The organism is Paenibacillus dendritiformis, from assembly GCF_945605565.1.
GTDB classification, from domain to species: Bacteria; Bacillota; Bacilli; order Paenibacillales; family Paenibacillaceae; genus Paenibacillus_B; species Paenibacillus_B dendritiformis_A.
Genome location: NZ_OX216966.1, coordinates 3,802,781 through 3,828,383, shown reverse-complemented (window position 1 = coordinate 3,828,383; position 25,603 = coordinate 3,802,781). Strand labels below are relative to the sequence as shown.

Genomic DNA, 25,603 nt, shown 5'->3' with positions numbered 1-25,603 from the left:
GCCGATCTATTATTCCTTCGAAACTATCATATCAACCGGCCCATCCAGCAATGGGCTGCCCGACACCTCATTCCCACCATCCTTCGACTTCCTCGAAAGCAATTTACCGATGCAGCAGCTTCATAATATCGTGCGGCGTCTCGAAAATATACCGGGCGTCCTCGAATCCGGATGCCGACTTCGCCCCCCACAGCGCGAGGCCGAAATCGACTCCCGCCGCCTTGGCGCACTTCATATCATAGATAGAGTCCCCGATATAAACCGCGTTATCCGCTGTGCAATCCATTCGCCGCAGCCCCAATTCGAGCGGTTCCGGATCGGGCTTGTGCTTGCTCGTATCACTGGCGCACACAACCGCTTGAAAATAATGATCGATGCCGAGCAAATAGAAGCTATCCTTCATTTCTTCTGCCGTCTTGGAAGTTACGATCCCGCATGCCGGAAGCTTGGCGATGACGTCCCGCATTCCCTGGAAAATGGGAACCTTGCTCATATACGGTTTTTCTTTCTCTACACATATTTTTATGGCGGCAGGAATGTCTTTCACGTTTAACATTTCCATCGTTTTGTAGCTTGGAATTCCCAGCGAGAAGCGAAGCTCGTCCAGATGATACGTGAGCCCCAACTCGGCCATCGTCTCTTGCAGCGCACGAAGCCCGATGAGCTCCGAATCGATAATGGTACCGTCCAGATCAAAGAGAAAAGCTTGATACATCCCATTCATCCTCCTCTATCCTTGTTCGCAACCAATGGTACAGGATGAAATGGATTTCAAGTCAAGCCCCGAAAAAAATTTATACCGATGATCTGGCAAGGATCCGGTAAGGAATGTTCACCTTGTCACGTGAACGACGCACCGCCAGGTCGAAGGCCTGCTCGCCGACCTGCACGAGCCGATGGTCGATGGAGCACAGGTCGAGGGCTACGCCGACCGGCTGGTTTTCCTGCCCCATAATCGCCAGATCATGCGGAATGGCCAGCCCGTTCGAGAGCGCATACCGGTATATCCCGCCGGCCACCTCATCCCCGTTGGCGAATATGGCCGTCGGCCTGTCCTCTAGGCTGAGCAGCTTCTCGGCCGCTCGATATCCATCCTCGAACGAATAGCAATTCGAGATGACGTAACCGTCCGGCACGCTGCCGAATACGTTTTCATACGCCGCGAACGTCTGTTGCGTGCTCCTGCTCTCCCCTCCCCTCGCGATCGTGAAGGCCGTTGCGGCATGTCCCTTCTCCTTCAAATACTGAAAGGCGTCTACATAAGAGGCATACCGATCGATATAAGCGCATCCAATCTCGGGATGCTCGGTAAATTCGCAGGCGATCACCGCTCCGTACTCGACATAAGGCAATATTTGATCCCAATCATTCGCGCGGGAGGTGATAATTACGCCATCCAACCATTTATTTTTCAGCATATAGAGATATTCCAGCTCTTTGCTTTTATCGTATTTCGTCGGCAGCACGGCGACGGAATAATCCAGTTCCCGCGATCGGTTCAATGCGCCGTGAAGCATCTGATCGAAGGCCTGATTGTTGTTGTAGGGCATGATAACCCCGATCATCCTTGTTTCCCCTCGAATCAAGCCAATCGCATTGCGGTTGGGAGCGAAGCTCCATTCATCGATAACCTTCTGCACGGCTTTTCTTTTTTCGTCAGACACATATTTGTAGTTGTTCAGCACTCTGGATACGGTCGAGACCGATACCCCGGCTTTCTTGGCGATATCGTGTATATTTGGCACAGGATCATATCCTCCTTATATGAGCCCCGTTATTGAGGAACCAGGTATGGCTCCTTCTATCATAGCGATATAATGCATCTCTGGGCAAATGCCGTGAGCGAAATGGGGAGGAGCGGATAGACTAATGGTGTGATGAACCATGCGAACAGGAGGTCACCAATGAGTCCACATGATTTTCACCAGCTCAGCTGGTGCTGTATGAACAAGTATGTCGGAATCCGCACGAAGGATGGTCACTGTTACGACGGATTTATTGCCCATGTTGATCAAGATGGCATTACGCTGGCGGTTCCATCCGAGCAGATGATGACCGAGATGAGCGGTATGCCGGCACAGCCTTCCTACTACAGACAATTCGGCTTCCACCCAGGCTTTTTCCCGAGACGGCGCTTCTTTCACCGCCGAATTCCTTTCTTCAGCTTCGTAGATGTGTTTCTTCTCCCCTTCTTCATCTAATAACTCAATTGCAAGCTGTCCCCCACGCAATCAAAGCCGTCAGATGATATCTGCGGCTTTTTCCATGTTATTTCCTTGTCTCGCATGCGGACTCACCCCCGAAAGTCAATGACCTCGCTCCAGCTCCAGTGCTCGTAGTAACCGGCAGGCACCGTCAGGTTGCGAATCCACTGCACCGGCCGTCTTCCATCCGGCTGAGCCAGCATCACATGCGCCTTGCTTCGGTCCGTTCTTATCCAGGCGAGACGGCCACCTTCCCTAAGCAGGACCGGGAAGAAATCGCCTACGTTCCGAGGCGGACGAGTAAGCTGTGGCTGCCGCCCTCCTCCCAGATTCACGAGCACGAGAGAAGGAAGCGGGCGTTCGCTTTGATCGCCGGACCAGGCAGCTTCCTTTGACCGGGCGGCGACAAGGTTATAATTATCCAACCAGGCGAGATCCCGATCGGCATATCCCGATGGCGTATATGATTTTTGCAGGAGCGACGGCATGCCGGTCAAGACGGTAAGCCGCTTGTTGCTAGTCGCTTCCCGTCCATAGCCTTCGATATAGGCGAGTGTGCTGCCTTGCGGCCCCCACTGGAACCATTCTTCATAATTCAGCATTTGCCCTGCCTTCAAGAATGTCCTCGCATCCGCGGACAACAAGCATAACGTGTTGCTGTCGGCCGACAACGACGCGGTCGGAACGGCGATGAACGCAATCCATTTTCCATCCGCAGACCATTTGAAGCGGCTTGTCGTGATGGCGAAGATGTCCTGCGATTGGCTTGTAATGGTATAAAATAACTGGCGGGGAGCCTCCTGGCCCGGGGTCACCGTGACGGTATACAATTCGATATCCGACCATGTTCCGTCCGGCAGCAGGCGGGCTTCCACAGAGTACAGCAGACTTGCGCCATCCGGCTTCCAGGAAAAGTTGCCGACATGGTCCGCAATGCGCTGCGGCTCCCGCTGGACTCCCGCATCGATGACGTACAGGGTGCGGCGAGCTTCTTGCGATTGAAAAGCCAAGACGCTGCGCGATGGCGACCATTGTACGTTATGACCCTGCCCCGCCTGGCGCATCTTGCCCGTTGCGGCATGATACAGCCATACTTCCTTCTCCTCCTTGCCCTTCAAGAAGGCAAGCCAGCTCCCGTCATGGGACCAGCGCGGACTTCGGATATATTCTCCGCGGGTCAGCTGCTTCTCCTCAGGGCCAATCGCAATCCACAGATCGTTGCCGCGTATAAACGCGGCGGCCGCTTGCCGTTCCGTCCCGTGCTCTGCCCGGATTGTCGCCGGGAAGCATGAGCATACGAAAGCGAAGACGATAAGGGCGATCAAGCGGTTTTTCATGCCGAATTCCTCCTGCCGTATCGGGTACTCCTGTATGTGAGACTATCGTTCCCCGTAAACGCCGAAATTATGACAATCGATCCATGTCCGTAACGCGTTGTTCCATAAGCCGATCTCCAGCCGGAAAGGATTCCTTGCATGTGACAGCCCCAGCCGGCGCACAATAAAAGCGGCGGGCGAATGCCATTATTCAAATTCCGTTAAGGGGGTGGGATCGGAATGTTCGGATTTCTAAGAAATTGGAATAATCGGAAAACGATTTGGTCTTTATTGGCGATTGGCGTCGGCGCGGCAGCCGTCGGATTGACACAGCAGCGCATGCGCATGAACGGAAGAAGAAACCAATCCGTAAAGCAGCTTCGCAAAAAACTTCGCACCGGATAATATAAATAAATAACAGCCAGTTCCTTTGCAGGTCTGGCTGTTATTCCATGAACCGCCGTTACATTCGGACATGCCGCTTCACGTACTGCCCCGTGACGGAATGACGGCTGCGAATCAGGTCCTCCGGATAACCTTCAAATATAACCTGTCCGCCTTCATGTCCGGCCCCCGGGCCCATATCAATAATCCAATCGGCCTGGCTGATGACATCCAGGTTATGCTCGATCACAATCACCGTGCTGCCCTTGTCAACCAGCCGGTTCATCAGCCCGATCAGCCGTGCGACATCGGACATATGCAATCCGGTCGTCGGCTCATCGAACACATAAATATGGCCGCCGCTCTCCATCTCAGCGGCGAGCTTAATCCGCTGTCTCTCCCCTCCGGATAGGGTACTGAGCGGCTGCCCAAGCGTAATGTAGTCCAACCCGACATCACTCAACCGCTCCAGGACAGGCCGAATCGCATCATCCCGGAAAAATTCCTTCGCCTCCGCGACGCTCATCTCCAATACGTCGCCGATATGCTTGCCGCGCAGCGTATGTGTTAACACGTCCTCGGTAAATCTTCGGCCTTGGCATACTTCACAGACGCTGACTATCGGATCCATGAAGGCGAGATCGGTGTAGGTTTTCCCGAGACCTTTGCATTCCGGACAGGCCCCCTCCGAATTGAAGCTGAACAGCGAAGCGCTGACCCGGTTCGCTTGAGCGAACAGGCTGCGAATCGGATCCATGATTCCAGTATAGGTCGCGGCGTTGGAACGCTTCGAGCCGCGAAGCGAGCCTTGGTCGATGAAGACCGCTTCGGGATAAAAATCAGGCAGCACTCCGTTCACAAGCGAGCTTTTCCCGGAGCCGGCGACACCGGTGACGGCCGTCAGCACGCCCTTCGGTATGTTCACGCTGACGTCCTTCAGATTATGCAGCGAAGCGCGCTTGATCGCGAGCCATCCCTGCGGATGCCGCGGCGACCGATTGAGCGGCGGCCGATGGCCGAGATGCCGCCCGGTGAGCGTCCCGGAGGCGGCCAGCCCTTCCAGGCTGCCTTCATAGACAATCCGGCCGCCCTTGGAGCCGGCTTCCGGCCCCATATCGACGATATGGTCGGCGATCGCGATCACATCGGGATCATGCTCGACGACTAGCACCGTATTACCCTTGTCCCGAAGCTGCTGCATCAGCGTATTCAGCCGATGGACATCACGGGGATGCAGGCCGATGCTCGGTTCATCGAAAATATAAGTGATGTCCGTCAGACTGCTTCCGAGATGTCGCACCATCTTGACCCGCTGCGATTCGCCGCCGGACAGCGTGGAGGTCTCGCGATTCAGACTGAGATAGCCCAGTCCGATGCCGATAAGGCTCTCCAGCCGTTCAAGAATAGCGGAGACGACTGTGGCGGCCGCAGGCGCATCGATTGCGCGCATGAAGGGAATGAGATCGGTAACTTGCATCGCAGCGCAATCGGCAATACTTCTGCCGTTGATTGTGCAATTCAGGACGCTCGCTTGAAGCCGGGCACCGTGGCAGAGCGGACACTGCTCCCGCGTTACGATGCGGTCGAACTCATCCTTGTAGCGCGTCTTGGCCTCCTCGGATTCCTTGGCGAGGAAGCTCCGCTCGAAGCGCGGAATGATGCCTTCATATTTGGAGGTCGGCGGCCACCCGGGCCCCGGATCCTTAATTTTCATATCCGTCTTGTACAGCAGCGTGTCCCATTCTTCCTCCGTATAACCCCGGAGTTTCTTGTCATTATCGAACAGGCCGGAGCAGACGTAGCGCTTCCAGCGCCACTCGCCGGGCCGGAAGGTCGGGAATTGTATCGCGCCTTCGTTCAAAGACTTGTTCCGGTCGAGCAGGCGTTCGACGTGGATGGCGGCTACCGTACCCAAGCCTTCACACTTCGGGCACATCCCCTGTGGATTGTTGAAGGAGAAAACATCGGAGTAGCCGACGAACGGCTTCCCTATGCGGGAATACAGCAGCCGCAGCAGCGAATAGATATCGGTCACGGTTCCGACCGTGGAGCGGGCGTTGCCGCCAATGCGCTTCTGATCGACGACGATCGCGGCCGAGAGGTTTTGGAGCGAATCGACATCCGGCTGTCCGTAATGCGGAAGCCGATGGCGAACGAAGCTGGTGAACGTATCGTTCAACTGCCGCTGCGATTCCGCCGCGATCGTGTCGAAGACGAGCGAGGATTTGCCGGAGCCGGACACGCCGGTGAACACCGTAATCTTCTTCTTTGGTATGCTCAACGTTACGTTTTTCAAATTATTTTCCCTGGCGCCCGCCACATGAATCCAATTGTGCCGATGGTCGGGAAATTGACTTTTCACGGTCATGCTGATCTCCTGCCTTTTGTGAAAAAAATCGAGAGTTAATTTCCTATTCGCAATTATATGACTGCTATTTGGATGAAGCGTCGAGCGCATCCGCTACCTTCCGGCATAGCTCAGCGAACATGCCCTGTTCCCCGGGCGTCAGGACGGAAGCAGCGATGTCCGCGGCTTCCCGCCGGCTGTGCGCGGCGATCGACAGGAACGTTCTGCCCTCGGCGGTTAATGACGTCGTCTGTTCCCGCCGATCCTGCTGGCCTGCCGTCTGTTCGATGAATTGCTTGTCCTTCAATACTCGCAGAGCTTTCGAGATGGCCGAGCGCGACATGCCCAACCTGTCGCTAATCTCCGAAGGCATAAGCGGACCACGAATGCGCAGCAGTTCCAAAATATCGTACTGCGCCCATGTAAGCTGCTCCGGATTGATGCGTGCACGTCTCGCAACCAATACGCATTGCAGATGCGAGAGCGCGTTTTCCAGCGTTCCCGGTTGTTCAGGCTGCATGACCTTACCCCATTTCTCTGATGCTTATTTGATATTATTATAGCAATATAGTTTCCTTTAGGCAATTACTTGATATGTACCTAAATAGACAGAACGCCCAATCTCTCCTATAAAAAAAGCCTCCGGCATCACGGCCAGAGGCTTGTCAGTCTTACTTCTTCATCATCACTTGTCCACTCTTGCTTGTCTTTGCTTCCCGCTTCAACTGACCAATCAGTTCCTCCACAGTAATGCCCTTTTCCTTCGCCAGCTCATCCAGACTTGTCACGCTAACCGCGATCTCAGCGCCATCACGGACGATATTTTTGCTGAGCATCTGCTGCTTGGCTTGACCTCCGGCCACGGCTTCGGCTTGCACCGCAGACGATGCCGGAATCACTTTAACCTGGGCCTGCAATCCGTTATTCCCGCCCTTCCCATGCGCATCAGCCGCAGAGACCTTCACTATTTTGCTGGCGATGCTGCTGGTCGGTACTTCCGCCGCATAGGCCGAACCGGCCATAGCAAGAACTGCTAACGATGCGATACCTACTGACAATCTCTTTTTCATGCTAAATCTCCTCCTGGTTGTGATTGCTGCTGCAATCATGGTTTTTCCTGCCGCATCTGTACGAGAACCCTTTGTCATACGTTGCGGCGGCTACAATCCATACAATACAGGGGGAATGTGTCAGCATTAAGGCAGGCTCTACATGAAATAAAAAAAGACACAGAAAAAGCGACCCCTTTGAAGCTCTTTACTCCGTTCTCCCATCGAGTCAGACAGTCTTCTATTTCAGCTCTTTACTCCACTCTCCCATCGAGTCAGGACAGTCTTCCATTTCAGCTCTTTACTCCACTCTCCCATCGAGTCAGGATAGTCTTCCATTTCAGCTCTTTGCCTCACTCTCCCATCGAGTCAGGACAGTCTTCCATTTCAGCTCTTTACTCCACTCTCCCGTCGAGTCAGGACAGTCTTCTATTTCAGCTCTTTGCTTCTCTCTCCCATCGAGTCCGATTCACATGGATTTCATAACTAGATAATCAGCAAATGCATTTTGTTTCAAAACAAGAACCTTCCCGCGCTCAACTTCTCGGGTTCTAATTCTAAGTAACACTTCTTATATGGATATTTTTTGCTTTCTTTCTGATTTATGGGGAGATCCGAGCATGGTGGACTTCTTGAATCATCGGGAGATTGGCTATATGGAAAATCGGAGTGTATTCGCTTACTGACCGATGGGGAGATCGGCTGTAAGAGAATCCGAGCATATACGAGTTTCCTGACCTACGGGGAGATTGGTTATAAGGATCTCCGTACATATACGACTACCTGACCTACGGGGAGTTTGGTTAAAAGGATCTCCGTACATATACGACTCCCTGACCTATGGGGAGATTGGTTATAAGGATCTCCGTACATATACGGCTCCCTGACCTACGGGGAGATTGATTATAAGGATCTCCGTACATATACGACTCCCTGACCTATGGGGAGATTGGTTATAAGGATCTCCGTGCATATACGGCTCCCCGACCTACAGGGAGATTGGTCATAAGGATCTCCGTACATATACGGCTCCCTGAACTATGGGGAGTTTGGTTAAAAGGATCTCCGTACATATACGACTCCCTGACCTATGGGGAGATTGGTCATAAGGATCTCCGTACATATACGGCTCCCTGACCTACGGGGAGATTGGTTATAAGGATCTCCGTACATATACGACTCCCTGACCTACGGGGAGATTGGTCATAAGGATCTCCGAACATATACGACTCCCTGACCTATGGGGAGATTGGTTATAAGGATCTCCGTACATATACGGCTCCCTGACCTATGGGGAGATTGGTTATAAGGATCTCCGTACATATACGGCTCCCTGACCTATGGGGAGATTGGTTATAAGGATCTCCGTACATATACGGCTCCCTGACCTATGGGGAGATTGGTTATAAGGATCTCCGTACATATACGGCTCCCTGACCTATGGGGAGATTGGTTATAAGGATCTCCGTACATATACGGCTCCCTGACCTATGGGGAGATTGGTCATAAGGATCTCCGTACATATACGACTGCCTGGAACATGGGGAGTTTGGTTAAAAGGATCTCCGTACATATACGACTCCCTGACCTGCGGGGAGATTAGGTAAAAGGAGATACGGCATATACGACTCCCTGGAACATGGGGAGTTTGGACGGTACGGATTCCGGGTTCGCGGTTTCATCTGGAAGTATTTTCCTGTGCCGCTCCAGGGGCGCGGTCTGAAGTATAATTATCGTATACAATTTCGTTATCTTGCTATTCTATTCTTATTTCCGTACAAACGCCTGTTCCGAAGGATATACTAGGGGTGGAGGTGAGCGCCCATGCCGGAGCCAGTAACCGAAGAAATGTGGCAGGCCATTGTCAGCAATAACAGCGCGTATGACGGCCAATTTTGGTACGCCGTGAAGTCGACGGGCATATTTTGCCGCCCTTCCTGCAAGTCCAGGCCGCCCAAGCGCGAGAATGTCGGCTTCTTCCGCAGTCCGGAAGCGGCGCTGTCAGCGCATTACCGCCCATGCAAGCGGTGCAAGCCGACCGGACAGCGGCTGCCGGATGACGAATGGATTGCGATTGTGACCGCGTATATCGACCGGAACTATGCGGAGAAGCTGACGCTCCGCCGTCTGGCCGAGATCAGTCACGGAAGCCCCTATCATTTGCACCGGATTTTCAAAAGAATTATGGGCGTGACCCCGGTTGAATATGTTCAGCGGCGGCGGATCGGGCAAGCCAAGGAACTGCTTCGATCAACGAAGCTGGCGATCGCCGAGGTCGGGCAGTCCGTCGGGTTGTCCAATCCCCCCTACTTCATTACATTATTCAAGCAGACTGCCGGCTGTACCCCGGCCGAGTACCGGAAGAGCCAGCAGGAGGCTGCAAAGGAGGATATCGACTATGAAAAAGAAAGCTGACACACCCATCTATTGGTCCGTTGCCGCGTACGAGGAGTGGAATCTCATCATTGCGGCGACAGACGACGGACTCTGTTATGTCGGCTCTCCGGAACAGCCGCTCGCCCCCATCGCCGAATGGGCAGGCCGCCGCTGGACGGGCAGACCGCTGCAGCGGGATGACGGGAAGCTGCAGCCCTATGCGGCGGAGCTTTCCGCCTATTTGCAGGGCAAGCAGCACAGCTTCGCCATGCCGTTGGACTTGCAGGGCACGCCTTTTCAATTGGCGGTCTGGCGCGCGCTCTGCGGCATCCCGTATGGACAGACGCTGTCCTACTCGGAGCTTGCCGAGCAGATTCAGCGCCCGTCGGCCATACGGGCCGTCGGAGCGGCGATCGGGGCCAATCCCGTCCTTATCACCGTTCCTTGCCATCGCGTCATCGGCAAGGACGGAGCTCTGACGGGCTATCGCGGCGGCTTGGACATGAAAGCGAAGCTGCTGCGATTGGAGCGGGACGTCCTGACCGCAGAGGGAGCGCGGATGCATGCTTGACCGCCTGAGTGAACGGATGTCCCTGCTTGATTGGAACTCCATCCGGCGTTCGTTGGACGATCACGGCTATGCGAAGCTTCCTGCGCTGCTCGATGGGGCCGCCTGCGAGCAAATTATCGGCACCTATACGGAGGAAGCAAACTTCCGCAAGACGATTGATATGGCAAGATATCGCTTTGGAATCGGAGAATATAAGTATTATGATGCTCCGCTTCCGCCGCTGCTGCAGCAGCTCAGAGAAACGCTGTACCCGGAGCTGGCCCGCATAGCCAATGACTGGACGGAGCAGCTCGGGCGCGGCGCCGCAGCATACCCGGAACGTCTGGCCGAATTCCTGGAGCGCTGCCGCGAAGCGGGCCAGACCCGCTCTACTCCGCTTATTCTGAAATACGAAGCGGGCGGCTATAATTGCCTTCACCAAGATATGTACGGCGATGTGTTCTTCCCCTTCCAGGTTGTATTCGTGCTGAACCGCCAGGGCACAGATTACAAGGGAGGCGAATTCCTGCTGGTGGAGCAGCGGCCGCGGGCGCAGAGCCGGGGACACGCCCTGTCGCTGGCGCAAGGAGAAGGGCTCGTCTTCCCGACGAATCATCGCCCGGTGCAAGGCCTTCGCGGGTATTATCGAACTGCGGTTCGGCATGGTGTCAGCACGGTAACGGAAGGCACGAGATATAGTCTGGGCATCATCTTCCATGATGCGAAGTAAAGGAGGAAGGACATGAAGCCGGCATGCACTTACAAATCTCCAAAGACAATTCTCAATAAAGGTACCGGGTTCCTGTCGGGCTACAGCCACTCGCTTAATCCTTACACAGGCTGCGCATTCGGCTGCTCCTACTGCTATGTGCGCCGCATGCCGGTGTCGCTCTTCCGCGACGAGGAATGGGGAAGCTGGATCGATGTCAAACAGAACGCGGCCGAGCTGTTCCGGAAGGAATACCGGCGGGCGAAGGAGAAAGGGCCTGTCACCATTTTCATGTCGTCCAGCACCGATCCGTATCAGCCGATCGAGCATAAGGAGCGGATTACCCGTTCGCTGCTGGAGATTATGGCCGAGTGTCCGCCCGACTTCCTGCTCGTGCAGACGCGCAGCCCGCTGGTGCGCAGGGATATCGATCTGCTCGTCCGTCTTGGCGATGCCGTTCGCGTCAGCATGACGGTAGAGACGGACCTTGAAGAGGTACGCAAGCACTTCTCGCCCCAAGCTCCGCCCATTCCGGCACGGCTCAAGACACTCGAGCTGTTGGCGGAAGCCGGCGTGCCGGCCCAGGCCACGATCGCGCCGGTGCTGCCGAGCAGCGAAGCGTTCGGGGCCGTGCTGCGCCCGCTCGTGAACCGGGTATGCATCGACGATTATTTTATGGGCGACGGCAGCGGCGGAAAAAGAACAGGCCAATTGAACATTCGAGGGTTGTACCAGCAGCTGGGACTGGAGGAATGGTATCATCCCTCCGCCTATCGCATCGTCTATGACCGGCTGCGGCGGCATTTCTCCGAGGAAGAGCTGTTCATCAGCCAGGCGGGATTCGAGCCTTGACGCTCTATGTAGTGGTGGAGTCCGGAGACATACCCGGGGTAAAAAATCGAAGAAGCAGAGCCGCTTCGGCATGTTTGCCGCAATGGCTCTGCTTCTTCGCGTTGCGCAAGCGCAAGCACCTCTCCTCTGCCGGCGATTTGCCGCTTTCGAGAAGCGCCCGCACCGAGGCTCAACTCCTTATTTCCGCTTCATGCTTCGAATCAGCGCTTTCGTCTCCGGAGCGACGCGGTATGACTCCGTAATCTTTTGCAGCGCTTTATTGTAGGTGAAGTCGTCGAGCGAATTGCTGCGCAAATAGTCCATTGTGATGTCCGGCAGCTTCACGAAGCAGATGGACACGGCCCAGGCTACCGCCATCTTGACGTAGTAGCCCTCGTGCTTAATCCGATCCAGCCGCTCCAGCACATGGTGAATATAAGGTTCATCGATGTAATAATTCAGGAGCATGACGACGCCGAAGCGAATGTCGTATTCCTGGTCCGATTCGAGGTAAGGCTGGATGAACTCCCAGACCTGCTCTTGATGCGATGAGGCGATTTTTAGCCCCGAGCAGAAGCTGTCGCATACGGACCAGTTGTCGATTTTGGGAACAAATGCGGCGACGTGATGCAGAATCTCCTCCACGTCCGCCTTGGCGCTGCCAATCACCATGCCCTGCAGCATCACTTCCTCGAAATAATCGCTGTCCGCCTGCGCGAGATAAGCCCGCCAGTCGCTCTTCGCTATATTCCGGGCGAGCTTGCGCAGCTCCGGCAGCCGCACCCCGACGACATTATTGATATTCGGAATCAGGGAGGCGGAAAATTGCCGGTATTTCTCATCCGCCAGCGCCATAATCTGTGCTCGAATCGTGGTGTCCATATCTAGTCTCCTCCCGCTTGCTTGTCGTGACGTCCGCCTCGTTCCCGCTCGCCGACCAGCCATGTCCCGAGCCTCTTATTCGAAAGACAAGGCCCACAAGTAAATGGATGCGACCGAGCCATACGGCGAATAGGTCTTCCGGTACTGATCGAACTGCGCCTTCGTCATGGCGTCCAGTCCGTATAAGGCCATCATGCCGCGGCGAATAGCGATATCGCCCCAGCTCACGACGTCCGGCCGCTCCAATGCGTGGATAAGCAGCATCTCCGCCGTCCACTTCCCGACTCCGGGAAGCGTCATTAAGCGGGCGGCTGCCTCCGCATCGGATAAGCGATGCAGCTCCTGCAGGTCGAATTCGCCATTCGCGACCAGCCGGGCAATCTCCCGAATGCGCTCCGCCTTCGTCATTGGCATGCCGCAGCCTTGAATCCGTTCAGCCGGCTGCGCTGCGAGATTCCGGGGAGAGATATCCCCCAGCCGCTCCTGCATCCGCTCCCAGACGGTGTTGGCCGCCTTCACGGAGATGAGCTGTCCCACGATGGCGTGAACGAGCGCGGCGAACGGATCGGGCATTATGACCCGCTCCACCCGGCCGAGCCGCGCCATCGCAGCCCCAAGCGCCGCATCGGCGCTTCGCAAGTAATTAATTTCCCGCTCCCCATAATCAAAATACTTCGTCACGACGGTCCCCAATCCGCTCGCCTCCTCCGTCCGGCTTCCGTTCTTGCCGTTCGTAATAGTCTTGCCCGCGGAAGCCGTTGAACACGGACACGAGTCCGCACAGCCGCAGCCGATCTTCGTCTACCCGTTCTCTTCCATAGGCCACGATGAAGCGTTCCGCATAGCGGTCGCTCCCCAGGTTGAATTGCAGCGACCACAGCGCCCAGAACAGATCATAATGCGGATCGCCCCATCCGCCGTAGCCCACATCGATGTAACCGCTCCGCTCGAATTGGTGCAGCATCAGATTCGGCAGGCAGTAATCGCCGTGGATGAGTGTCCGTTCCCCATAGCCGGATACGCCGCGGAATAGAGCGATCATATCCTTATAAGCGGCATCGCCGCTCGTATAACCCGCGTAACGGAGCAGGCTCAACTCCGCCCTGCCGCTCCGATAGTTCTCCTCCGCCCGGCTGACCATCTCCTCTAACCCGTTCGTGCAGGGACAGTCCGTGCCGGGAAGCCGATGGAAATAGGACAAGCTGTCGGCAAAGACGTCGCACAAGCGGGATGGCTCGGCGATATATTCGGAACTGGCCGCATCCGTGCCGACGATTCGATCCGTGATGAGATAATCCCGGTAATCGTCGATCCTATACATTCTTACGTTCGGACAGGCGCCGAGCTTCGACAGATGGGCCGTCATCCGCGCTTCGTTCACCATCTGACCCGCTGCGGTCACCTTCACATAAAAAGCATCGTCCGCGCGATCCATCCGATACACGGCGGAGCGGGGCTTGTCCTTCACAACCGTAACAGCCGCTCCTCTGCAATACGCCTGTAACGCTTCCGGATAAGCTGCGAACCTGATTATCGTGTCTGTGCTCATCTCCAACCCCTTCCGCCGTTAGATGACGGCTCGTACCAGATAATGTTCATAGGTTGCCGGCAACCCCTCAACCGTGGCATGGCTGTGAAAGATCGCTTCAATGCCGGACAAAGACTCATCGATAATCTTCGCGATGAGCGCAGGCGATTGTCCGAAGCAGCGGATGCGGATCACGTCCATCGGCTCATGCAAATATTGAACGCTGGTGACGGTCTCGATCTCAACCTGCTTCAGCCCTCCCTGCTCCAGTCTATCCGCGAGGCGATCCAATATAGGGGTTCCGTCCGGCGCAGGCTCGAAAAATCCTGGGAACAAACGCGGAAGCTCCATCGACAGCCGATCGCCCGGATGGAGCGCGAGAATGCGCCCGCCGGGCTTCACGACCCGGGCAATATGCTGATAGCATGAGGTCGGACCTCTGCGGTTGTAGGCGCAATCGAATTCCCCGTCCGCGAACGGAAGCCGTTCCTTCGTATTGGCGGTGACGAAGGTTACATTGGACGGAGGCTGCTTCCTACCCGCCGTGATGAAGCCGCTCGTCACATCCAAGCCGATGATTCGCTTCACGATCGAAGCCCATCGCACCGTGAATTCCCCGTGGCCGCAGCCTACGTCAAGCACGATGCGATCGCGGACCATGTCCCGCACTTCCTGCTCGAATCGAACTTCGGCATTCGGCTCCGTTATCGTCGAATTCCATGAATACGCATATGCGCCGGATAAAGCCGCGATTTGAGCGTACCAAGCGAAGGCGTGTGGCGGAAGCCATTCCTGGTGATTCCTTGGATCTTCCAGTTTCGGGTACATGTGAACACCTCCGGATACAAATTGAACCTGCCCATTTCAAAAGTACATCAAGTCTACCATCCCTTTTGGAAAAATCAATACCGGAATCTTGCGCTTTTACTTGCCGCTGCCGTCGATAAACTCGCCGCTAGAAAACGATGCGATCTCCGCTAATTTATTCGGGAAGCAGGTATCCTCGCATATTTTGCCGAAAGATGTAAAGTGTGCTCATCCGGTCCCGTTCGCAAAAATGCACGGGCTATGAGCGCGGACGAAGAGGATTACATAGAGATGCCGACAGGAGAAGGATGATGAATGAGCGAGACAACAGAAAGCGAAACAATAGAACTGGATGATTGGGAGCTGGAGAAACAGTTATACTTGAAAACGGACGACTTGACGAATGCAGGCAGACACGAGGAAGCGATCGCAAGCGCTGTCGAGATGCTGCGCTATTTTCCCCAGCACGAAGGTGCATTGTATCTGATGTCCTTATGTTATCTCCGAATGGAGCGGTACGAAGAAGCGGAGAATTCGGCGCGCGAGCTGCTCGCTGCTCATCCAGGCGCGGAAGCGGGCTTGGATCTGATGGGCATGCTTTGCTATGAGACAGGTGACTTCGGACAGGCGGCAAACTATTTCGAGCAATGTGTCGAGTTGAACCCGGAATCCCCTTATTATCGAAAATGGCTGGCAAGAGTATGGTATCAAGGCCTGGATCGTCATCGGGCCTTCCGACGGTTCGGCCGCAAGTTCCGGCCGGAATACGAGACCCAAGTGAACAAGGCCATCGCGATGCTGCATGAGGCGCTCCGGCTGGAGCCCGATTCCGAATCCCATTTTCTGATCTCCCTGTGCTATGAAGCGCTGCGCATTCCGGAAAAGGAATTCGAACATCTGAAGGAGGGCATCCTCCTCGATCCGGAGCATATCAACATTCATGTTCGCCTTGCTTGTTATTACATGATGCATGGCGACTTGGGCTCTGCCCAGTCTCATTGCGAGATGGCGCTGATGTTGGCTCCGAATTACTCGGATGCGCTCACGGTGGAACAAAAGATCGATGCCTACCGTCAAAATGCCGAATCGTATTACAACGCCAAAAAACAATATTGGAAGGCCATTTGCCGGATACATCCTGCAGTAGCTGACCATTGGCGGCAGGCCGCTCATATCCACCTGGCCTACGGCGCCCGGCCGTTGAAGGAACTTAGAACCTATTTGAAGCTGGAGCCCACCGACTTGGAGATGCAGGTCACCTATGGGAAGCTGCTGTATGACGACAAGCAGTACTTGTCGGCCCAGCGGCATTTCCGCAAGCTGGACACATTGTTCCCGGGGAACGTCCATATTCAATCCTGGCGGGATACGATATCCCAGATGAATCGGATCAAGCTGTATTCCGCTCCGGTTCGAAGATGGTTGTATCGCTGCTTGATCCACTATCCGTACTGGATTTTACTATTTTTAATTGTCGCGCCTTTTTATCTTATCGGGCAATTGTTTACAAGACGGAAATAAGAAAGGTTTACTAGATTCGGTGCAAGGATTGCAGGAAAGGAGTCGCAGTATCTTTGGAGCATTCTACAGCATTCATTCAAGCAATAAGAGAAGCTTGTTCCCCTTATAAGGGAGATAAATGTTATCCCGAAGAGATCCCCGATCACATTCTCGCGAGAGTAAAGGAAAAATTCGCCGTGCCGGATGACGAGCGGCTGATCGCTTTTTACGATTTCACGATTTTCGGATACGGCAAGGACGGGATCGCCATCGGCGCAAGCGGGCTCTATTGCAAAGAAGTATGGACCAAAACGTTCATCCCGTGGACAAAAATCGCAAAGCTCAAAACGATTGAAATTCAAAAGAAAAACCTGGTTCTCGATTCGATTCTCCAGCTCGGCCTGTCCTCCTCGCCTATACCCGGCGAGCAGCTGACAGCGTTAGTGACCCGGCTTCGGGAGACGGCGCTCGAGTTCGCTTCGCAGGAAGCTTCGGAGCATGAGAAGGAGCGAAGCGACGCGCAGAACAAGGAGACGCTGCATGAAGCGCTGCTTCGCGTCTGCCAGACTTATCGCCGGAATAAAGTCTATCTTCACCCGATTCCCGATGATTTGCTGGATCCCGTTCGTATCAGATGCAATATCCCGCGGGACGAGACCGTGCTCGCTTTTTTTGATTTCACGATTTTCGGCAAAGGCAAGGGCGGGATCGCATTCACCGAAGAAGGTATGTACTGGAAGGTCATCACGATCAACTTCCTGTCCTGGCGGCAGTTCACCCCCCCGGCCCGGGAGCCCTCCGATGATACGAGGCTGCGTGTGGCCGGGAACGAGATCAACTTGTTCGGCAGTCCGCTCAAGCATGCGGAATGGATTGACCTGCTCATCGATATACGTGATCTGCCGCAGTTGGCCGCTATGTGTCAAGAAGCGGAGACGCCGCATTCGACGGGTTCAGGAGACCGTCCGGAGGAAGCCGTATCCCTGCGGCAGGCGATATTGCAAGTCTTGCAGCCGTACGGCGGCGATGCCATTTATAAGAAGACATTGCCGGATAAAATTCATGAGCGCTTACGGAGAAATTATCCGCTTCCTGCGGACTGGCCCGTCTGGGCGTATTTTGATTTTGCGCTTATCAGCAAAGGAAAAAATGGCGTCGTATTCACCGATCAGGGGTTTTATTGGAAAGGGCTGGCTGAAGGCTGCGCTTTTATCCCTTGGTACCGGCTCCGTCAAGTCGAGTTGGAGTTTGTGCCCAATAAGGATAATTTGGTTCTGGATGATGAAGAAACGTATTCCGTCAACGGCAGTCCGATCGACGGAGCGGAATGGCTTGACATGCTTAAGAAAATTAAAGCCCTGCCCCAGTTGGCCGGACTTGACGCTCCGATCGCTGCCGTCTACCCTGACGATACTTCTCCGCCGCTGGATGAGGAGTTCATTGCAGCGGTTTGCCGCGCGCATTCTTTTTTTGACAAATTGAATGATTACGATATGGACGAAGAGAAAGAACGGCTTGTCCGCGAGTATTTCCGCATATCCGGCACAGAACCGGTGTTGGCGTTCCGCAAGACCGAACCGGGAACCCCGTGGAAATACGGCTTGGCCATCACGGGTCGGGCCGTTAGTATCTGCAACGATACGCTCTACTGCAAGCGGGCGCGAGCCATTCTCCCGCTGGCCGGACTGCCTGAATTGCGCCTAACTGTGCGCAACAAATCGCTCTATGCTGGCGAAGAAGAAATGTTCCGCCGCGGAGACGCCGCATCGCTGCTCGCCATGCTCAGCGATCTCCAAGTGTATGCGGCATCGTTGACGGCGGCGGATAATCCCGTGCGCTATCCTTACGACGCTTCCTACGCGCCGCGCTGGAATCTTCCGGTGCGGAATACGGAAGAGGAGCGCTGGATTGTGGCGGAAGGCGGGATGCTGCGCGGCGTGTATAGCGGTTCGGAGCTGCAATGGGCCGCCGACACGGGACAACTGGATCCGGCACGAACCCGCTGCTGGAAAAAAGGCTTGCCGGCATGGATTGCGGCAGAAGCCGCCGGCTTTGTCTAATCGCGAAGGATAACATCAATAGAACATAAGAATGAGGGAACATAAGCAAGGAGATGAAGAGGATGGACAGGCTATCATTTTTGCAACGCATGGCACGGCAGCATCCGGACGATGCCGAAGCGCTCTACTGGCTGGCGGCGGAATACGCGGCGCGCGGACAATGGGTGGACGCAATCGGGCAATACAGCGCTGCGCTTGCCGTCTGCACTGATGATGCGCTTCGCGCTGCCTTATTGGCGGGGCTGACGGAAGCGACCGCCCGGCTGCAGCATGGCGGTGTTCCGGCGGACACGTCCGCTGCGGCGGGCAGCGCTGGCAGAGATGCCGGCGCGGGAAGCTCTGAGCCTCATACCGAAGCGCTGACCGGCACGGGAAGCGGCGAATCTGGCGCCGTGTCCGTGACTGGCACGGGAAGCCGTGCGCCGGAATCCGCAGAGGCAGACGATGAAGATGGCGAGCAGATCGAAGATGAGGATGTCGCTGACGATGAATGGGAGGCCGCTCAAGCCGGCCATGCGGCCGTCTTTGCCCGTTCGGGGATCGGTCTGCAGGTGCTGGATGGCGGAAAATCCGCAGCGGCTCAGCCAGCGGACACGTCCCACAAAGTGACGTTCGCGGATGTCGCCGGATTGCAGGAACTGAAGAAGACGATACAATTGCGCATCATCAGCCCGTTCCAGAACCAGGGGCTGTTTTCCAAGTTCCGCAAAAAGGCGGGCGGAGGCGTGCTTCTGTACGGTCCGCCGGGCTGCGGCAAAACGTTTATGGCCAAGGCGACCGCGGGTGAATGCCGGGCTGCGTTCTTCCCTATCCATATTGCGGACATTTTGGACAAATACATCGGCGTCAGCGAGCAAAATCTGCGAGACTTATTCGACAAAGCGCGTGCGCATAGGCCGAGCATTCTGTTTTTCGACGAAATCGATACAGTCGGCTTCAACCGCTCGAAGTCTTCGTCCAGCATGCGCGGCATGATCGATACGTTCCTGGCCGAGATGGAGGGTATCGATACGAGCACGGATCAGCTGCTCGTCATCGGCGCGACGAACATGCCTTGGGACGTCGATGACGCGCTCAAGCGCCCCGGCCGCTTCGATCGGCTCGTCTTTGTCGCGCCTCCGGATGAGGATGCGCGGGAGCATATGTTCCGCTTGAAGCTGGAAGGCCGCTATATCGAGAACATCGACACCAGGCGGCTGGCGAGCCGGACCGAATTCTTCTCCGGGGCGGACATTGAACATTTATGCGAGAGCGCGGCCGAGCGGGTGCTCGGCGAAATACTCGAATCCGGCCAGGAGCGTCCGATTCGGATGTCCGATTTCGAAGCGCTGCTGGAGACCGCGCGCCCGTCTACGCTGGAATGGCTGCGCAAAGCGAAGAACTACGTCAAATACGCCAATCAGACAGGGGCATATAATGACGTGGAGGATTATTTGCGCACATACGGCCGGCGGATTTAAATCATCGCTCAATAGGGACTTTCCCATCGGCCTTGAATCATGACGCAGGCAAGACGGGAAAACAGAGAAGGTAGATGTGGGAAAGGCGGCGTAGGACGATCAGCGGGATGAGTAACAGGACGAGCGGCTGAAGATGGTTGAGGCAGCCAATCCTGCATTGGTGCAGGAATTTACGCTATTTCAGCCCCTCCCTGATGAAATTCCTGCAAAACTACATTATTTTCATCAATTTTTGTCTTTTGCCTATCGCATAGTCACAAATTGATGTAGTTTTGCAGGACTTCCGGCAACGGAGAACACGACATAAAGAAAAACTGCATATTTACAGTATTTTCAACCACTTCGCTGTGAGGAATCAGGGGTGGGGCTGTCTCACAGTAGCTAAAACTACTTATGGGACAGCCCCTTCTCAAGTGCTTCGCCTATTACTGCCTATTACTCATGCGGTGTCGAGGCTTCGCTCCTCCACGGTATCGGGCTCGGCAGCCGCGCAGCCCGCCAATTCATAAGGCAGGCAGAGCGGTACGCCGGTCCTCGGATCAGGCACGATATCCGCCTCGATGCCGAACACCTCCCGCAGCACCAGCGGTGTCATGACTTCTTCCGGCCTTCCCTCGCGCACGACCGTACCCGCTTTGATCGCGACCATATGCTGAGCATAGCGGGAGGCATGATTCAAGTCGTGGACGACCATCACGATGGTGCGGCCCTCTTCCCGATTCAGCTTGTGCAGCAGTTGGAGCACCTCCAGCTGATGGGCCATATCGAGAAAGGTCGTGGGCTCGTCAAGGAACAGAATGTCCGTCTGCTGAGCGAGCGCCATCGCAATCCAGGCGCGCTGCCGCTGGCCTCCGGACAATTGATCGACGGGGCGCTCGCGGAAGGCATTCATGCCCGTCATTGTGATAGCCCAAGCGACGGTATCCCGATCGTCCGCCGACATCGAGCCGAACCCCTTCTGATGCGGGAAGCGGCCGTATCCGACCAGTTCGGCGACCGTCAGTCCGTCCGGGGCCGACGGGTTCTGCGGCAGGATGGCAAGCTGCTTCGCCACCTCCTTCGTCGACATCGAGTGAATGGATCGGCCGTCGAGCAGCACGCCCCCCGAGCTCGGCCGCATAATGCGGGCCATCGCTTTCAGAATCGTGGATTTTCCGGAACCGTTCGCTCCGACGAGGGCCGTTATTTTGCCGTGCGGAATGGACAGGTTCAAATTATGCACAATCGCCCTCTCGCTGTAACCAATGTCGAGCTTCTGTGTCTGAAGCCGTTCCTTCATCTGCATCGTTCTGCTCCCTTCCCTTCGCTCCGGTATTCTATACTATAAATTTCATGAAATACGTGTCAAAAGGGTCCATTTTCAGCATACTTTCTGTGTCACTTCGTGATCAAAAGCGGACTTTTTAAACAACCTCGGTAAATCTATGAAATCATCATGCCAGCGCCGAACTGAGCCTGATGCAGCCGGTAGTAGATGCCTCGGGCGGCCAACAGCTCATCATGCTTCCCTTCCTCGGTAATGCCCTGCTCGGTGACGACGACGATCCGATCGGCATTCTTGATCGTGGCCAGCCGATGCGCGATAACCAGCGTCGTCCGCCCCAGCGACAGTGCGGCCAACGCCTTCTGAATCGCCGCTTCGGTCTCCGTATCCAGCGCCGAGGTCGCTTCATCCAGAATGAGGATCGCCGGGTTCTTCAGGAACATGCGGGCAATCGACAGCCGCTGCTTCTGACCGCCCGACAGCTTGACGCCGCGCTCGCCGATGAGCGTATCCATTCCTTCCTCCAGCGACAGGATCAAATCCTCCAGCTGAGCCTTCCGCGCGGCTTCCCATATTTCTTCCTCACTTGCGCCTAGCTTGCCGTACGAGATATTTTCCCGAATCGTGCCGTCGAACAGGAACACGTCCTGCTGCACGATCCCGATATGAGAACGGAGCGATTCGAGCGTAATCTTCCGGATATCTGTCCCATCGATCGATATCGAGCCTTCGTCAATCTCATAGAAGCGCGGCAGCAGGCTGCACAGCGTCGTCTTGCCTGCGCCGGACGGGCCGACGAGCGCGACGGTCTCCCCTGCTCGAATGCTCAAGTCGATGCCGTTCAATATTTTCTCCTTGTTCTCATAGCCGAAGCATACACCGCTGTAGCGAATATCCCCCTTAGGTTTGTCAATCGGCCGGGCATCCGGATCGTCGGCGATATCGGGAGCCGTCTCCAATAGCTCAAGATAGCGCTTGAAGCCGGCGATCCCCTTCGGATACATTTCGATGACGGCGTTGATCTGTTTGATCGGACCGAGAAATACGTTAGACAACATAACGAAGGCAATGAATTCCCCATACGTCATCTGCTCGTTGATGACATACCATGTGCCGCATACGAGCACGAACAGCGAGATGAGCTTCATCAGAATGAAGCTGATCGAGGAGTTCCAGGCCATAATCTTGTACGTAATGAGCTTCGTCAACCGGAAGCGGGCGTTGTTCTCGGCGAAGCGGCGAATCTCATGCTTCTCGTTGGCGAACGCCTGAACGACCCGGATGCCGCTCACGTTGTTCTCTACCCGCGCGTTATAGTCGGCGATATCGGCGAACATTCGCTTGAAGGCTCGCGACATTTTACGGCTGAAGTAGAGCGACAAATAAATCATGAGCGGCACGATGATGAATGTCAGTACGGCGAGCTCCCAGTTGATGCCGAGCATAATGCCGAAGGCGCCCGCCAGCGTCATGACGGCGATGAAGAGATCCTCAGGCCCGTGATGCGCAATCTCGCCAATATCCATCAGATCGTTCGTCATGCGGGACACGAGATGGCCCGTCTTGTTGTTGTCGAAGAAGCGGAACGACAGCTTCTGCACATGATCGAACAGCTTTTTGCGCATGTCCGTCTCAATGTTAATGCCCAGCTTATGCCCCCAGTATGTAACGACGAAGTGCAGCACGGCACTGACGACATAAATGCCCAGCAGCCCGAGGCAGGCATACAGAATCCATCGCCAGTTGCCGCTCGGCAGCAGCTGATCGACGACGCCGTTGACGGCGATCGGAAAGGCCAGCTCCAGCAATGCGGCCAGGATGGCGCAGGAGAAATCGAGAATGAACAGCCATTTATAGGGCTGATAGTAAGCAAAAAAACGTCGCAGCACAGTGATAACCTCTCTTTTCCTTCATGATCAGGACGTCTGTCCATCGCCTGCTTACGCTTTGGACCGTGCAAGCAGGTAGAGAAAATAAGGGGCGCCGATAACGGCGACGACGATGCCTGTCGGCACCTCGGACGGCTGCAAAATCCAGCGGCCAATCGTGTCTGCTGCCAGCACAAGCAGCGCGCCGGTCAGCGCGGAAGCCGGCAACAGCAGCTGATGCTTCGGCCCGACCAGGCGCCGGGCCAGATGCGGGCCGATCAGGCCGACGAAGCCGATGCCGCCGCTTACGGCGACGCTGGAGCCGGCCAGACCGACCGCTGCCGCGAGCAGCGTCAGCTGCTCCCGCGACACATTCGCGCCGAGCCCGGTCGCCGTCTGCTCGCCCAGATTCAGTACGTTCATGACACGCGCCTTGCAGAATACATAGGGCAGCAGCACGACGATGAACGGCAGCAGCGCCAGCACGAACTTCCAGTTCGTTCCCCAGATGCTGCCCGCCAGCCAGGTCGCCACGAATTGATACTTCTCCGGGCTTAGCCGCAGCGTCAGCACGATCATGGCGGCGCTGATGCCTGCCGCCACCGCCACGCCCGTCAACAGCAGTCGCGTCGGCCGCATCCCTTCATGACGCTTATAGGCCAGCGCGCAGATGAGGGCGGCCGTCAGTCCCGCGCCAATCCAGGCCAGCACCGGCAGCAGGAACACCGGCGCCGCGGCCGTCGTCGGATAGAACGAGATGAACAGCATCACGACAAGTCCGGCGCCGGCGTTGATGCCGAGAATGCCCGGGTCGGCCAGCGCATTGCGGGAGATGCCTTGCATGACGCAGCCCGATACGGCCAGGCCTGCCCCAATAAGCAGGGAGAGGACGATCCGCGGCAGGCGGAATTCGAATAGAATCAGCTGCTGCTTGTCGGTTCCCGCCCCGAACAGAGTGCGAACCAGATCCAGCGGAGACAGCCGGATGAATCCGGTATTCATGCTGACGATGAACATGAGTATAATCAAGATTCCCAATATGGCCATAATCGCAAGGCTGCGGTTTCGCTTGCGGCGCTCGGGCGTCAATGGTGTAATCTGTGCCATTTTGCTCACAGCTCCCTTCTTTCTTTACGCGCCAGGAAGAGGAAGAACGGAACGCCAATAAGCGCAATCAGCGCGCCGACAGGCGTCTCGAACGGCGGATTGATCATTCTCGCGGCCAGATCGGCGAACACGACGAGCAGACTGCCGAACACCGCCGAGCAAGGAATGATCCAGCGATAGTCGACGCCGACCAGATAACGCGCCAGATGAGGGATAATGAGACCGACGAACCCGACGGCTCCGACAACGGACACGGCGGCACCGGCCAGAATCAGGACAATGATCGTACCCGCCAGCTTCACCAGTCCGGTGCGTTGGCCAAGCCCCTTCGCGATCTCGTCGCCCAGACTGAGCATCGTGATCGAGCGCGAGATGGCGATTGCGCCGATGAGCGCGGCCGCTATCCAGGGAAACATGATTTTGAGCTGGAACCATTTCGTCCCGGCCACGCCGCCCGCATACCAGAAGGCCAGATCCTGCCCGATTTTGAAATAGAGCGCGATTCCTTCACTTAGCGCCGACAGCAGCGCGCTAAGCGCCGCTCCGGCCAGTACAAGGCGCACCGGCGTCAGTCCGCCCTTGGCCAGCGAGCCGATGCCATAGACGAGCCCGGCCCCGAGCCCGGCGCCCAGGAAGCCGTACAATATCAGATACATGAACGGCAGGCCCGGGAAAAAGGCGAAGCAGATGGCCATCATAAATCCGGCCCCGGCATTGAGCCCCAGCAGTCCGGAATCCGCTAGCGGGTTCCGGGTCATGCCTTGCATAATGGCTCCGGCCACAGCGAAGCAAGCGCCGACCATCGCCCCGCCTAAGACGCGCGGCAATCGGAGCTCTTGAATAATCTGATGCTGCGTCACATCGGGATTGAAGCGGAAGATCGCTTCCCATACGGTCGCGAACTTGATATCCGCCGCACCGAACGATATCGATAAGACGAAGCCGAATGCCAATGCAATCAGTCCGCCTACAATAATGATGACGCCCGCCCACGGACGCGACCGGAATTCGACTTCCTCTGGGACGGTTTCCTTGCGTAACGCGTTTGCCACTTGATTCATGCCTGTCACCCTTATGGTAGTTTTGATATTGATTCTCATTTTCATCAATACCATTCTAGGTCGATCGCACAGTGGTGGCAATGGACAAACGAAAGCGATTTTTTGCACAAAATCGAAAGCCCTTCCTCCTCCATCGATGGACAGGTTACTCGCTAACTCCCTCAGCGGCGGTCCCTCAGCCAAGCGGGCGGCTTCCCGCCGTCCTTATTCCCTCCCCTTTTCTTTTGCACAAAATAAAATGCTCCTCTATTCAACCGCCATTGAAAAACCTGTATTTTTCTACTACAATAATCACTGATA

General features: G+C 55.7%; 24 protein-coding genes. 10 read left to right on the top strand and 14 right to left on the bottom strand.

From position 1 onward, the window contains the following. Positions 1–103: 103 nt before the first annotated feature. Entirely contained in the window at positions 104–715 is a 612-nt protein-coding gene (locus NNL35_RS16920) for an HAD family hydrolase (RefSeq protein ID WP_006677764.1), read from the bottom strand. A gap of 79 nt (positions 716–794) precedes the next feature. Next, positions 795–1,745 (bottom strand): LacI family DNA-binding transcriptional regulator, encoded by a 951-nt coding sequence (locus NNL35_RS16915; protein ID WP_006677765.1) that lies wholly within the window; start codon positions 1,743–1,745, stop codon positions 795–797. A gap of 159 nt (positions 1,746–1,904) precedes the next feature. On the opposite strand from NNL35_RS16915, the gene NNL35_RS16910 reads away from it, so the two are divergent. Continuing rightward, complete coding sequence (locus tag NNL35_RS16910) at positions 1,905–2,201, top strand: hypothetical protein (protein WP_006677766.1); 297 nt, start codon at positions 1,905–1,907, stop codon at positions 2,199–2,201. Between the two features lie 92 nt (positions 2,202–2,293). Here the strand turns inward: NNL35_RS16910 and NNL35_RS16905 are convergent, their stop codons facing one another. Then, positions 2,294–3,541, bottom strand: a complete 1,248-nt coding sequence (locus NNL35_RS16905) for a TolB-like translocation protein (protein ID WP_006677767.1) — start codon at positions 3,539–3,541, stop codon at positions 2,294–2,296. Positions 3,542–3,760: 219 nt separating this feature from the next. Here NNL35_RS16905 and NNL35_RS16900 point away from each other — a divergent pair, with 219 nt between their 5' ends. Beyond that, a complete protein-coding gene (locus NNL35_RS16900; protein WP_083835576.1) occupies positions 3,761–3,925 on the top strand; it encodes a DUF3918 family protein in 165 nt (54 codons plus the stop codon). A gap of 58 nt (positions 3,926–3,983) precedes the next feature. Here the strand turns inward: NNL35_RS16900 and NNL35_RS16895 are convergent, their stop codons facing one another. From NNL35_RS16895 to NNL35_RS16885, 3 genes are all read right to left on the bottom strand, one after another. Beyond that, the gene (locus NNL35_RS16895) at positions 3,984–6,272 is read right to left on the bottom strand and encodes an ATP-binding cassette domain-containing protein (RefSeq protein ID WP_254553613.1); all 2,289 of its coding nucleotides are present in this window, start codon (positions 6,270–6,272) and stop codon (positions 3,984–3,986) included. A gap of 64 nt (positions 6,273–6,336) precedes the next feature. Further along, positions 6,337–6,771 (bottom strand): MarR family winged helix-turn-helix transcriptional regulator, encoded by a 435-nt coding sequence (locus tag NNL35_RS16890; RefSeq protein ID WP_006677769.1) that lies wholly within the window; start codon positions 6,769–6,771, stop codon positions 6,337–6,339. A gap of 151 nt (positions 6,772–6,922) precedes the next feature. Next, positions 6,923–7,321 carry a hypothetical protein gene (locus NNL35_RS16885; RefSeq protein WP_006677770.1) on the bottom strand — a complete coding sequence of 133 codons (399 nt, stop codon included), beginning with the start codon at positions 7,319–7,321 and terminating at the stop codon, positions 6,923–6,925. 1,803 nt (positions 7,322–9,124) lie between these two features. Between NNL35_RS16885 and NNL35_RS16880 the strand changes: the two genes are divergently transcribed. From NNL35_RS16880 to NNL35_RS16865, 4 genes are read left to right on the top strand one after another with little or no spacing between them, the layout of a single operon-like run. After that, positions 9,125–9,715, top strand: coding sequence for a bifunctional transcriptional activator/DNA repair enzyme AdaA (locus tag NNL35_RS16880; protein WP_006677351.1), 591 nt, complete (start codon positions 9,125–9,127; stop codon positions 9,713–9,715). Then, the gene (locus NNL35_RS16875) at positions 9,699–10,247 is read left to right on the top strand and encodes a methylated-DNA--[protein]-cysteine S-methyltransferase (RefSeq protein WP_006677352.1); all 549 of its coding nucleotides are present in this window, start codon (positions 9,699–9,701) and stop codon (positions 10,245–10,247) included. Before NNL35_RS16880 ends, NNL35_RS16875 begins: the two co-directional genes overlap by 17 nt. Beyond that, positions 10,240–10,956, top strand: coding sequence for a 2OG-Fe(II) oxygenase (locus NNL35_RS16870; protein ID WP_006677353.1), 717 nt, complete (start codon positions 10,240–10,242; stop codon positions 10,954–10,956). The genes NNL35_RS16875 and NNL35_RS16870 overlap by 8 nt, the downstream gene beginning before the upstream one ends. 12 nt (positions 10,957–10,968) lie before the next feature. Next, positions 10,969–11,787, top strand: a complete 819-nt coding sequence (locus NNL35_RS16865; protein WP_006677354.1) for an SPL family radical SAM protein — start codon at positions 10,969–10,971, stop codon at positions 11,785–11,787. Positions 11,788–11,964: 177 nt separating this feature from the next. On the opposite strand, the gene NNL35_RS16860 is transcribed toward NNL35_RS16865, so the two are convergent. The 4 genes from NNL35_RS16860 to NNL35_RS16845 form a co-directional block, all read right to left on the bottom strand. Further along, positions 11,965–12,648: a DNA alkylation repair protein gene (locus NNL35_RS16860; protein ID WP_006677355.1), complete on the bottom strand. Its 684-nt coding sequence runs from the start codon at positions 12,646–12,648 to the stop codon at positions 11,965–11,967. Between the two features lie 75 nt (positions 12,649–12,723). Continuing rightward, on the bottom strand, positions 12,724–13,341 hold the full coding sequence (locus tag NNL35_RS16855) for a DNA-3-methyladenine glycosylase family protein (RefSeq protein ID WP_006677356.1): 618 nt from the start codon (positions 13,339–13,341) through the stop codon (positions 12,724–12,726). Beyond that, complete coding sequence (locus tag NNL35_RS16850) at positions 13,313–14,197, bottom strand: aminoglycoside 3'-phosphotransferase (protein ID WP_006677357.1); 885 nt, start codon at positions 14,195–14,197, stop codon at positions 13,313–13,315. The genes NNL35_RS16855 and NNL35_RS16850 overlap by 29 nt, the downstream gene beginning before the upstream one ends. Before the next feature lie 18 nt (positions 14,198–14,215). Then, on the bottom strand, positions 14,216–15,004 hold the full coding sequence (locus tag NNL35_RS16845) for a class I SAM-dependent methyltransferase (RefSeq protein ID WP_006677358.1): 789 nt from the start codon (positions 15,002–15,004) through the stop codon (positions 14,216–14,218). Between the two features lie 294 nt (positions 15,005–15,298). Between NNL35_RS16845 and NNL35_RS16840 the strand changes: the two genes are divergently transcribed. The 3 genes from NNL35_RS16840 to NNL35_RS16830 all read left to right on the top strand — a co-directional run bounded on the left by NNL35_RS16840 (position 15,299) and on the right by NNL35_RS16830 (position 20,003). Beyond that, complete coding sequence (locus NNL35_RS16840) at positions 15,299–16,504, top strand: tetratricopeptide repeat protein (RefSeq protein ID WP_254553612.1); 1,206 nt, start codon at positions 15,299–15,301, stop codon at positions 16,502–16,504. 53 nt (positions 16,505–16,557) lie between these two features. Then, positions 16,558–18,543 (top strand): DUF4339 domain-containing protein, encoded by a 1,986-nt coding sequence (locus NNL35_RS16835; RefSeq protein ID WP_006677360.1) that lies wholly within the window; start codon positions 16,558–16,560, stop codon positions 18,541–18,543. Positions 18,544–18,632: 89 nt separating this feature from the next. Further along, positions 18,633–20,003: an ATP-binding protein gene (locus NNL35_RS16830; protein WP_254553611.1), complete on the top strand. Its 1,371-nt coding sequence runs from the start codon at positions 18,633–18,635 to the stop codon at positions 20,001–20,003. Positions 20,004–20,442: 439 nt separating this feature from the next. On the opposite strand, the gene NNL35_RS16825 is transcribed toward NNL35_RS16830, so the two are convergent. From NNL35_RS16825 to NNL35_RS16810, 4 genes are all read right to left on the bottom strand, one after another. Beyond that, positions 20,443–21,288 (bottom strand): ABC transporter ATP-binding protein, encoded by an 846-nt coding sequence (locus NNL35_RS16825; RefSeq protein WP_006677362.1) that lies wholly within the window; start codon positions 21,286–21,288, stop codon positions 20,443–20,445. A gap of 137 nt (positions 21,289–21,425) precedes the next feature. Further along, positions 21,426–23,156, bottom strand: a complete 1,731-nt coding sequence (locus NNL35_RS16820; protein WP_006677363.1) for an ABC transporter ATP-binding protein — start codon at positions 23,154–23,156, stop codon at positions 21,426–21,428. Positions 23,157–23,207: 51 nt separating this feature from the next. Then, positions 23,208–24,242: a FecCD family ABC transporter permease gene (locus NNL35_RS16815; protein ID WP_040731634.1), complete on the bottom strand. Its 1,035-nt coding sequence runs from the start codon at positions 24,240–24,242 to the stop codon at positions 23,208–23,210. A gap of 5 nt (positions 24,243–24,247) precedes the next feature. Beyond that, positions 24,248–25,303, bottom strand: a complete 1,056-nt coding sequence (locus tag NNL35_RS16810; RefSeq protein ID WP_006677365.1) for a FecCD family ABC transporter permease — start codon at positions 25,301–25,303, stop codon at positions 24,248–24,250. 13 nt (positions 25,304–25,316) lie between these two features. On the opposite strand from NNL35_RS16810, the gene NNL35_RS16805 reads away from it, so the two are divergent. Then, positions 25,317–25,601, top strand: a complete 285-nt coding sequence (locus NNL35_RS16805) for a hypothetical protein (RefSeq protein ID WP_254553610.1) — start codon at positions 25,317–25,319, stop codon at positions 25,599–25,601. Positions 25,602–25,603 lie beyond the last annotated feature (2 nt).

Excerpts from the sequence above, each read along its gene's own strand:
- NNL35_RS16870 (WP_006677353.1), top strand. The coding sequence starts at position 10,240 with ATGCTTGACCGCCTGAGTGAACGGATGTCCCTGCTTGATTGGAACTCC.
- NNL35_RS16860 (WP_006677355.1), bottom strand. The coding sequence starts at position 12,648 with ATGGACACCACGATTCGAGCACAGATTATGGCGCTGGCGGATGAGAAA.
- NNL35_RS16805 (WP_254553610.1), top strand. The coding sequence starts at position 25,317 with ATGGTAGTTTTGATATTGATTCTCATTTTCATCAATACCATTCTAGGT.
- NNL35_RS16810 (WP_006677365.1), bottom strand. The coding sequence starts at position 25,303 with ATGAATCAAGTGGCAAACGCGTTACGCAAGGAAACCGTCCCAGAGGAA.
- NNL35_RS16875 (WP_006677352.1), top strand. The coding sequence starts at position 9,699 with ATGAAAAAGAAAGCTGACACACCCATCTATTGGTCCGTTGCCGCGTAC.
- NNL35_RS16900 (WP_083835576.1), top strand. The coding sequence starts at position 3,761 with ATGTTCGGATTTCTAAGAAATTGGAATAATCGGAAAACGATTTGGTCT.
- NNL35_RS16910 (WP_006677766.1), top strand. The coding sequence starts at position 1,905 with ATGAGTCCACATGATTTTCACCAGCTCAGCTGGTGCTGTATGAACAAG.
- NNL35_RS16830 (WP_254553611.1), top strand. The coding sequence starts at position 18,633 with ATGGCACGGCAGCATCCGGACGATGCCGAAGCGCTCTACTGGCTGGCG.
- NNL35_RS16815 (WP_040731634.1), bottom strand. The coding sequence starts at position 24,242 with ATGGCACAGATTACACCATTGACGCCCGAGCGCCGCAAGCGAAACCGC.
- NNL35_RS16825 (WP_006677362.1), bottom strand. The coding sequence starts at position 21,288 with ATGCAGATGAAGGAACGGCTTCAGACACAGAAGCTCGACATTGGTTAC.
- NNL35_RS16895 (WP_254553613.1), bottom strand. The coding sequence starts at position 6,272 with ATGACCGTGAAAAGTCAATTTCCCGACCATCGGCACAATTGGATTCAT.
- NNL35_RS16840 (WP_254553612.1), top strand. The coding sequence starts at position 15,299 with ATGAGCGAGACAACAGAAAGCGAAACAATAGAACTGGATGATTGGGAG.
- NNL35_RS16920 (WP_006677764.1), bottom strand. The coding sequence starts at position 715 with ATGTATCAAGCTTTTCTCTTTGATCTGGACGGTACCATTATCGATTCG.
- NNL35_RS16880 (WP_006677351.1), top strand. The coding sequence starts at position 9,125 with ATGCCGGAGCCAGTAACCGAAGAAATGTGGCAGGCCATTGTCAGCAAT.
- NNL35_RS16865 (WP_006677354.1), top strand. The coding sequence starts at position 10,969 with ATGAAGCCGGCATGCACTTACAAATCTCCAAAGACAATTCTCAATAAA.
- NNL35_RS16905 (WP_006677767.1), bottom strand. The coding sequence starts at position 3,541 with ATGAAAAACCGCTTGATCGCCCTTATCGTCTTCGCTTTCGTATGCTCA.
- NNL35_RS16885 (WP_006677770.1), bottom strand. The coding sequence starts at position 7,321 with ATGAAAAAGAGATTGTCAGTAGGTATCGCATCGTTAGCAGTTCTTGCT.
- NNL35_RS16845 (WP_006677358.1), bottom strand. The coding sequence starts at position 15,004 with ATGTACCCGAAACTGGAAGATCCAAGGAATCACCAGGAATGGCTTCCG.
- NNL35_RS16890 (WP_006677769.1), bottom strand. The coding sequence starts at position 6,771 with ATGCAGCCTGAACAACCGGGAACGCTGGAAAACGCGCTCTCGCATCTG.
- NNL35_RS16850 (WP_006677357.1), bottom strand. The coding sequence starts at position 14,197 with ATGAGCACAGACACGATAATCAGGTTCGCAGCTTATCCGGAAGCGTTA.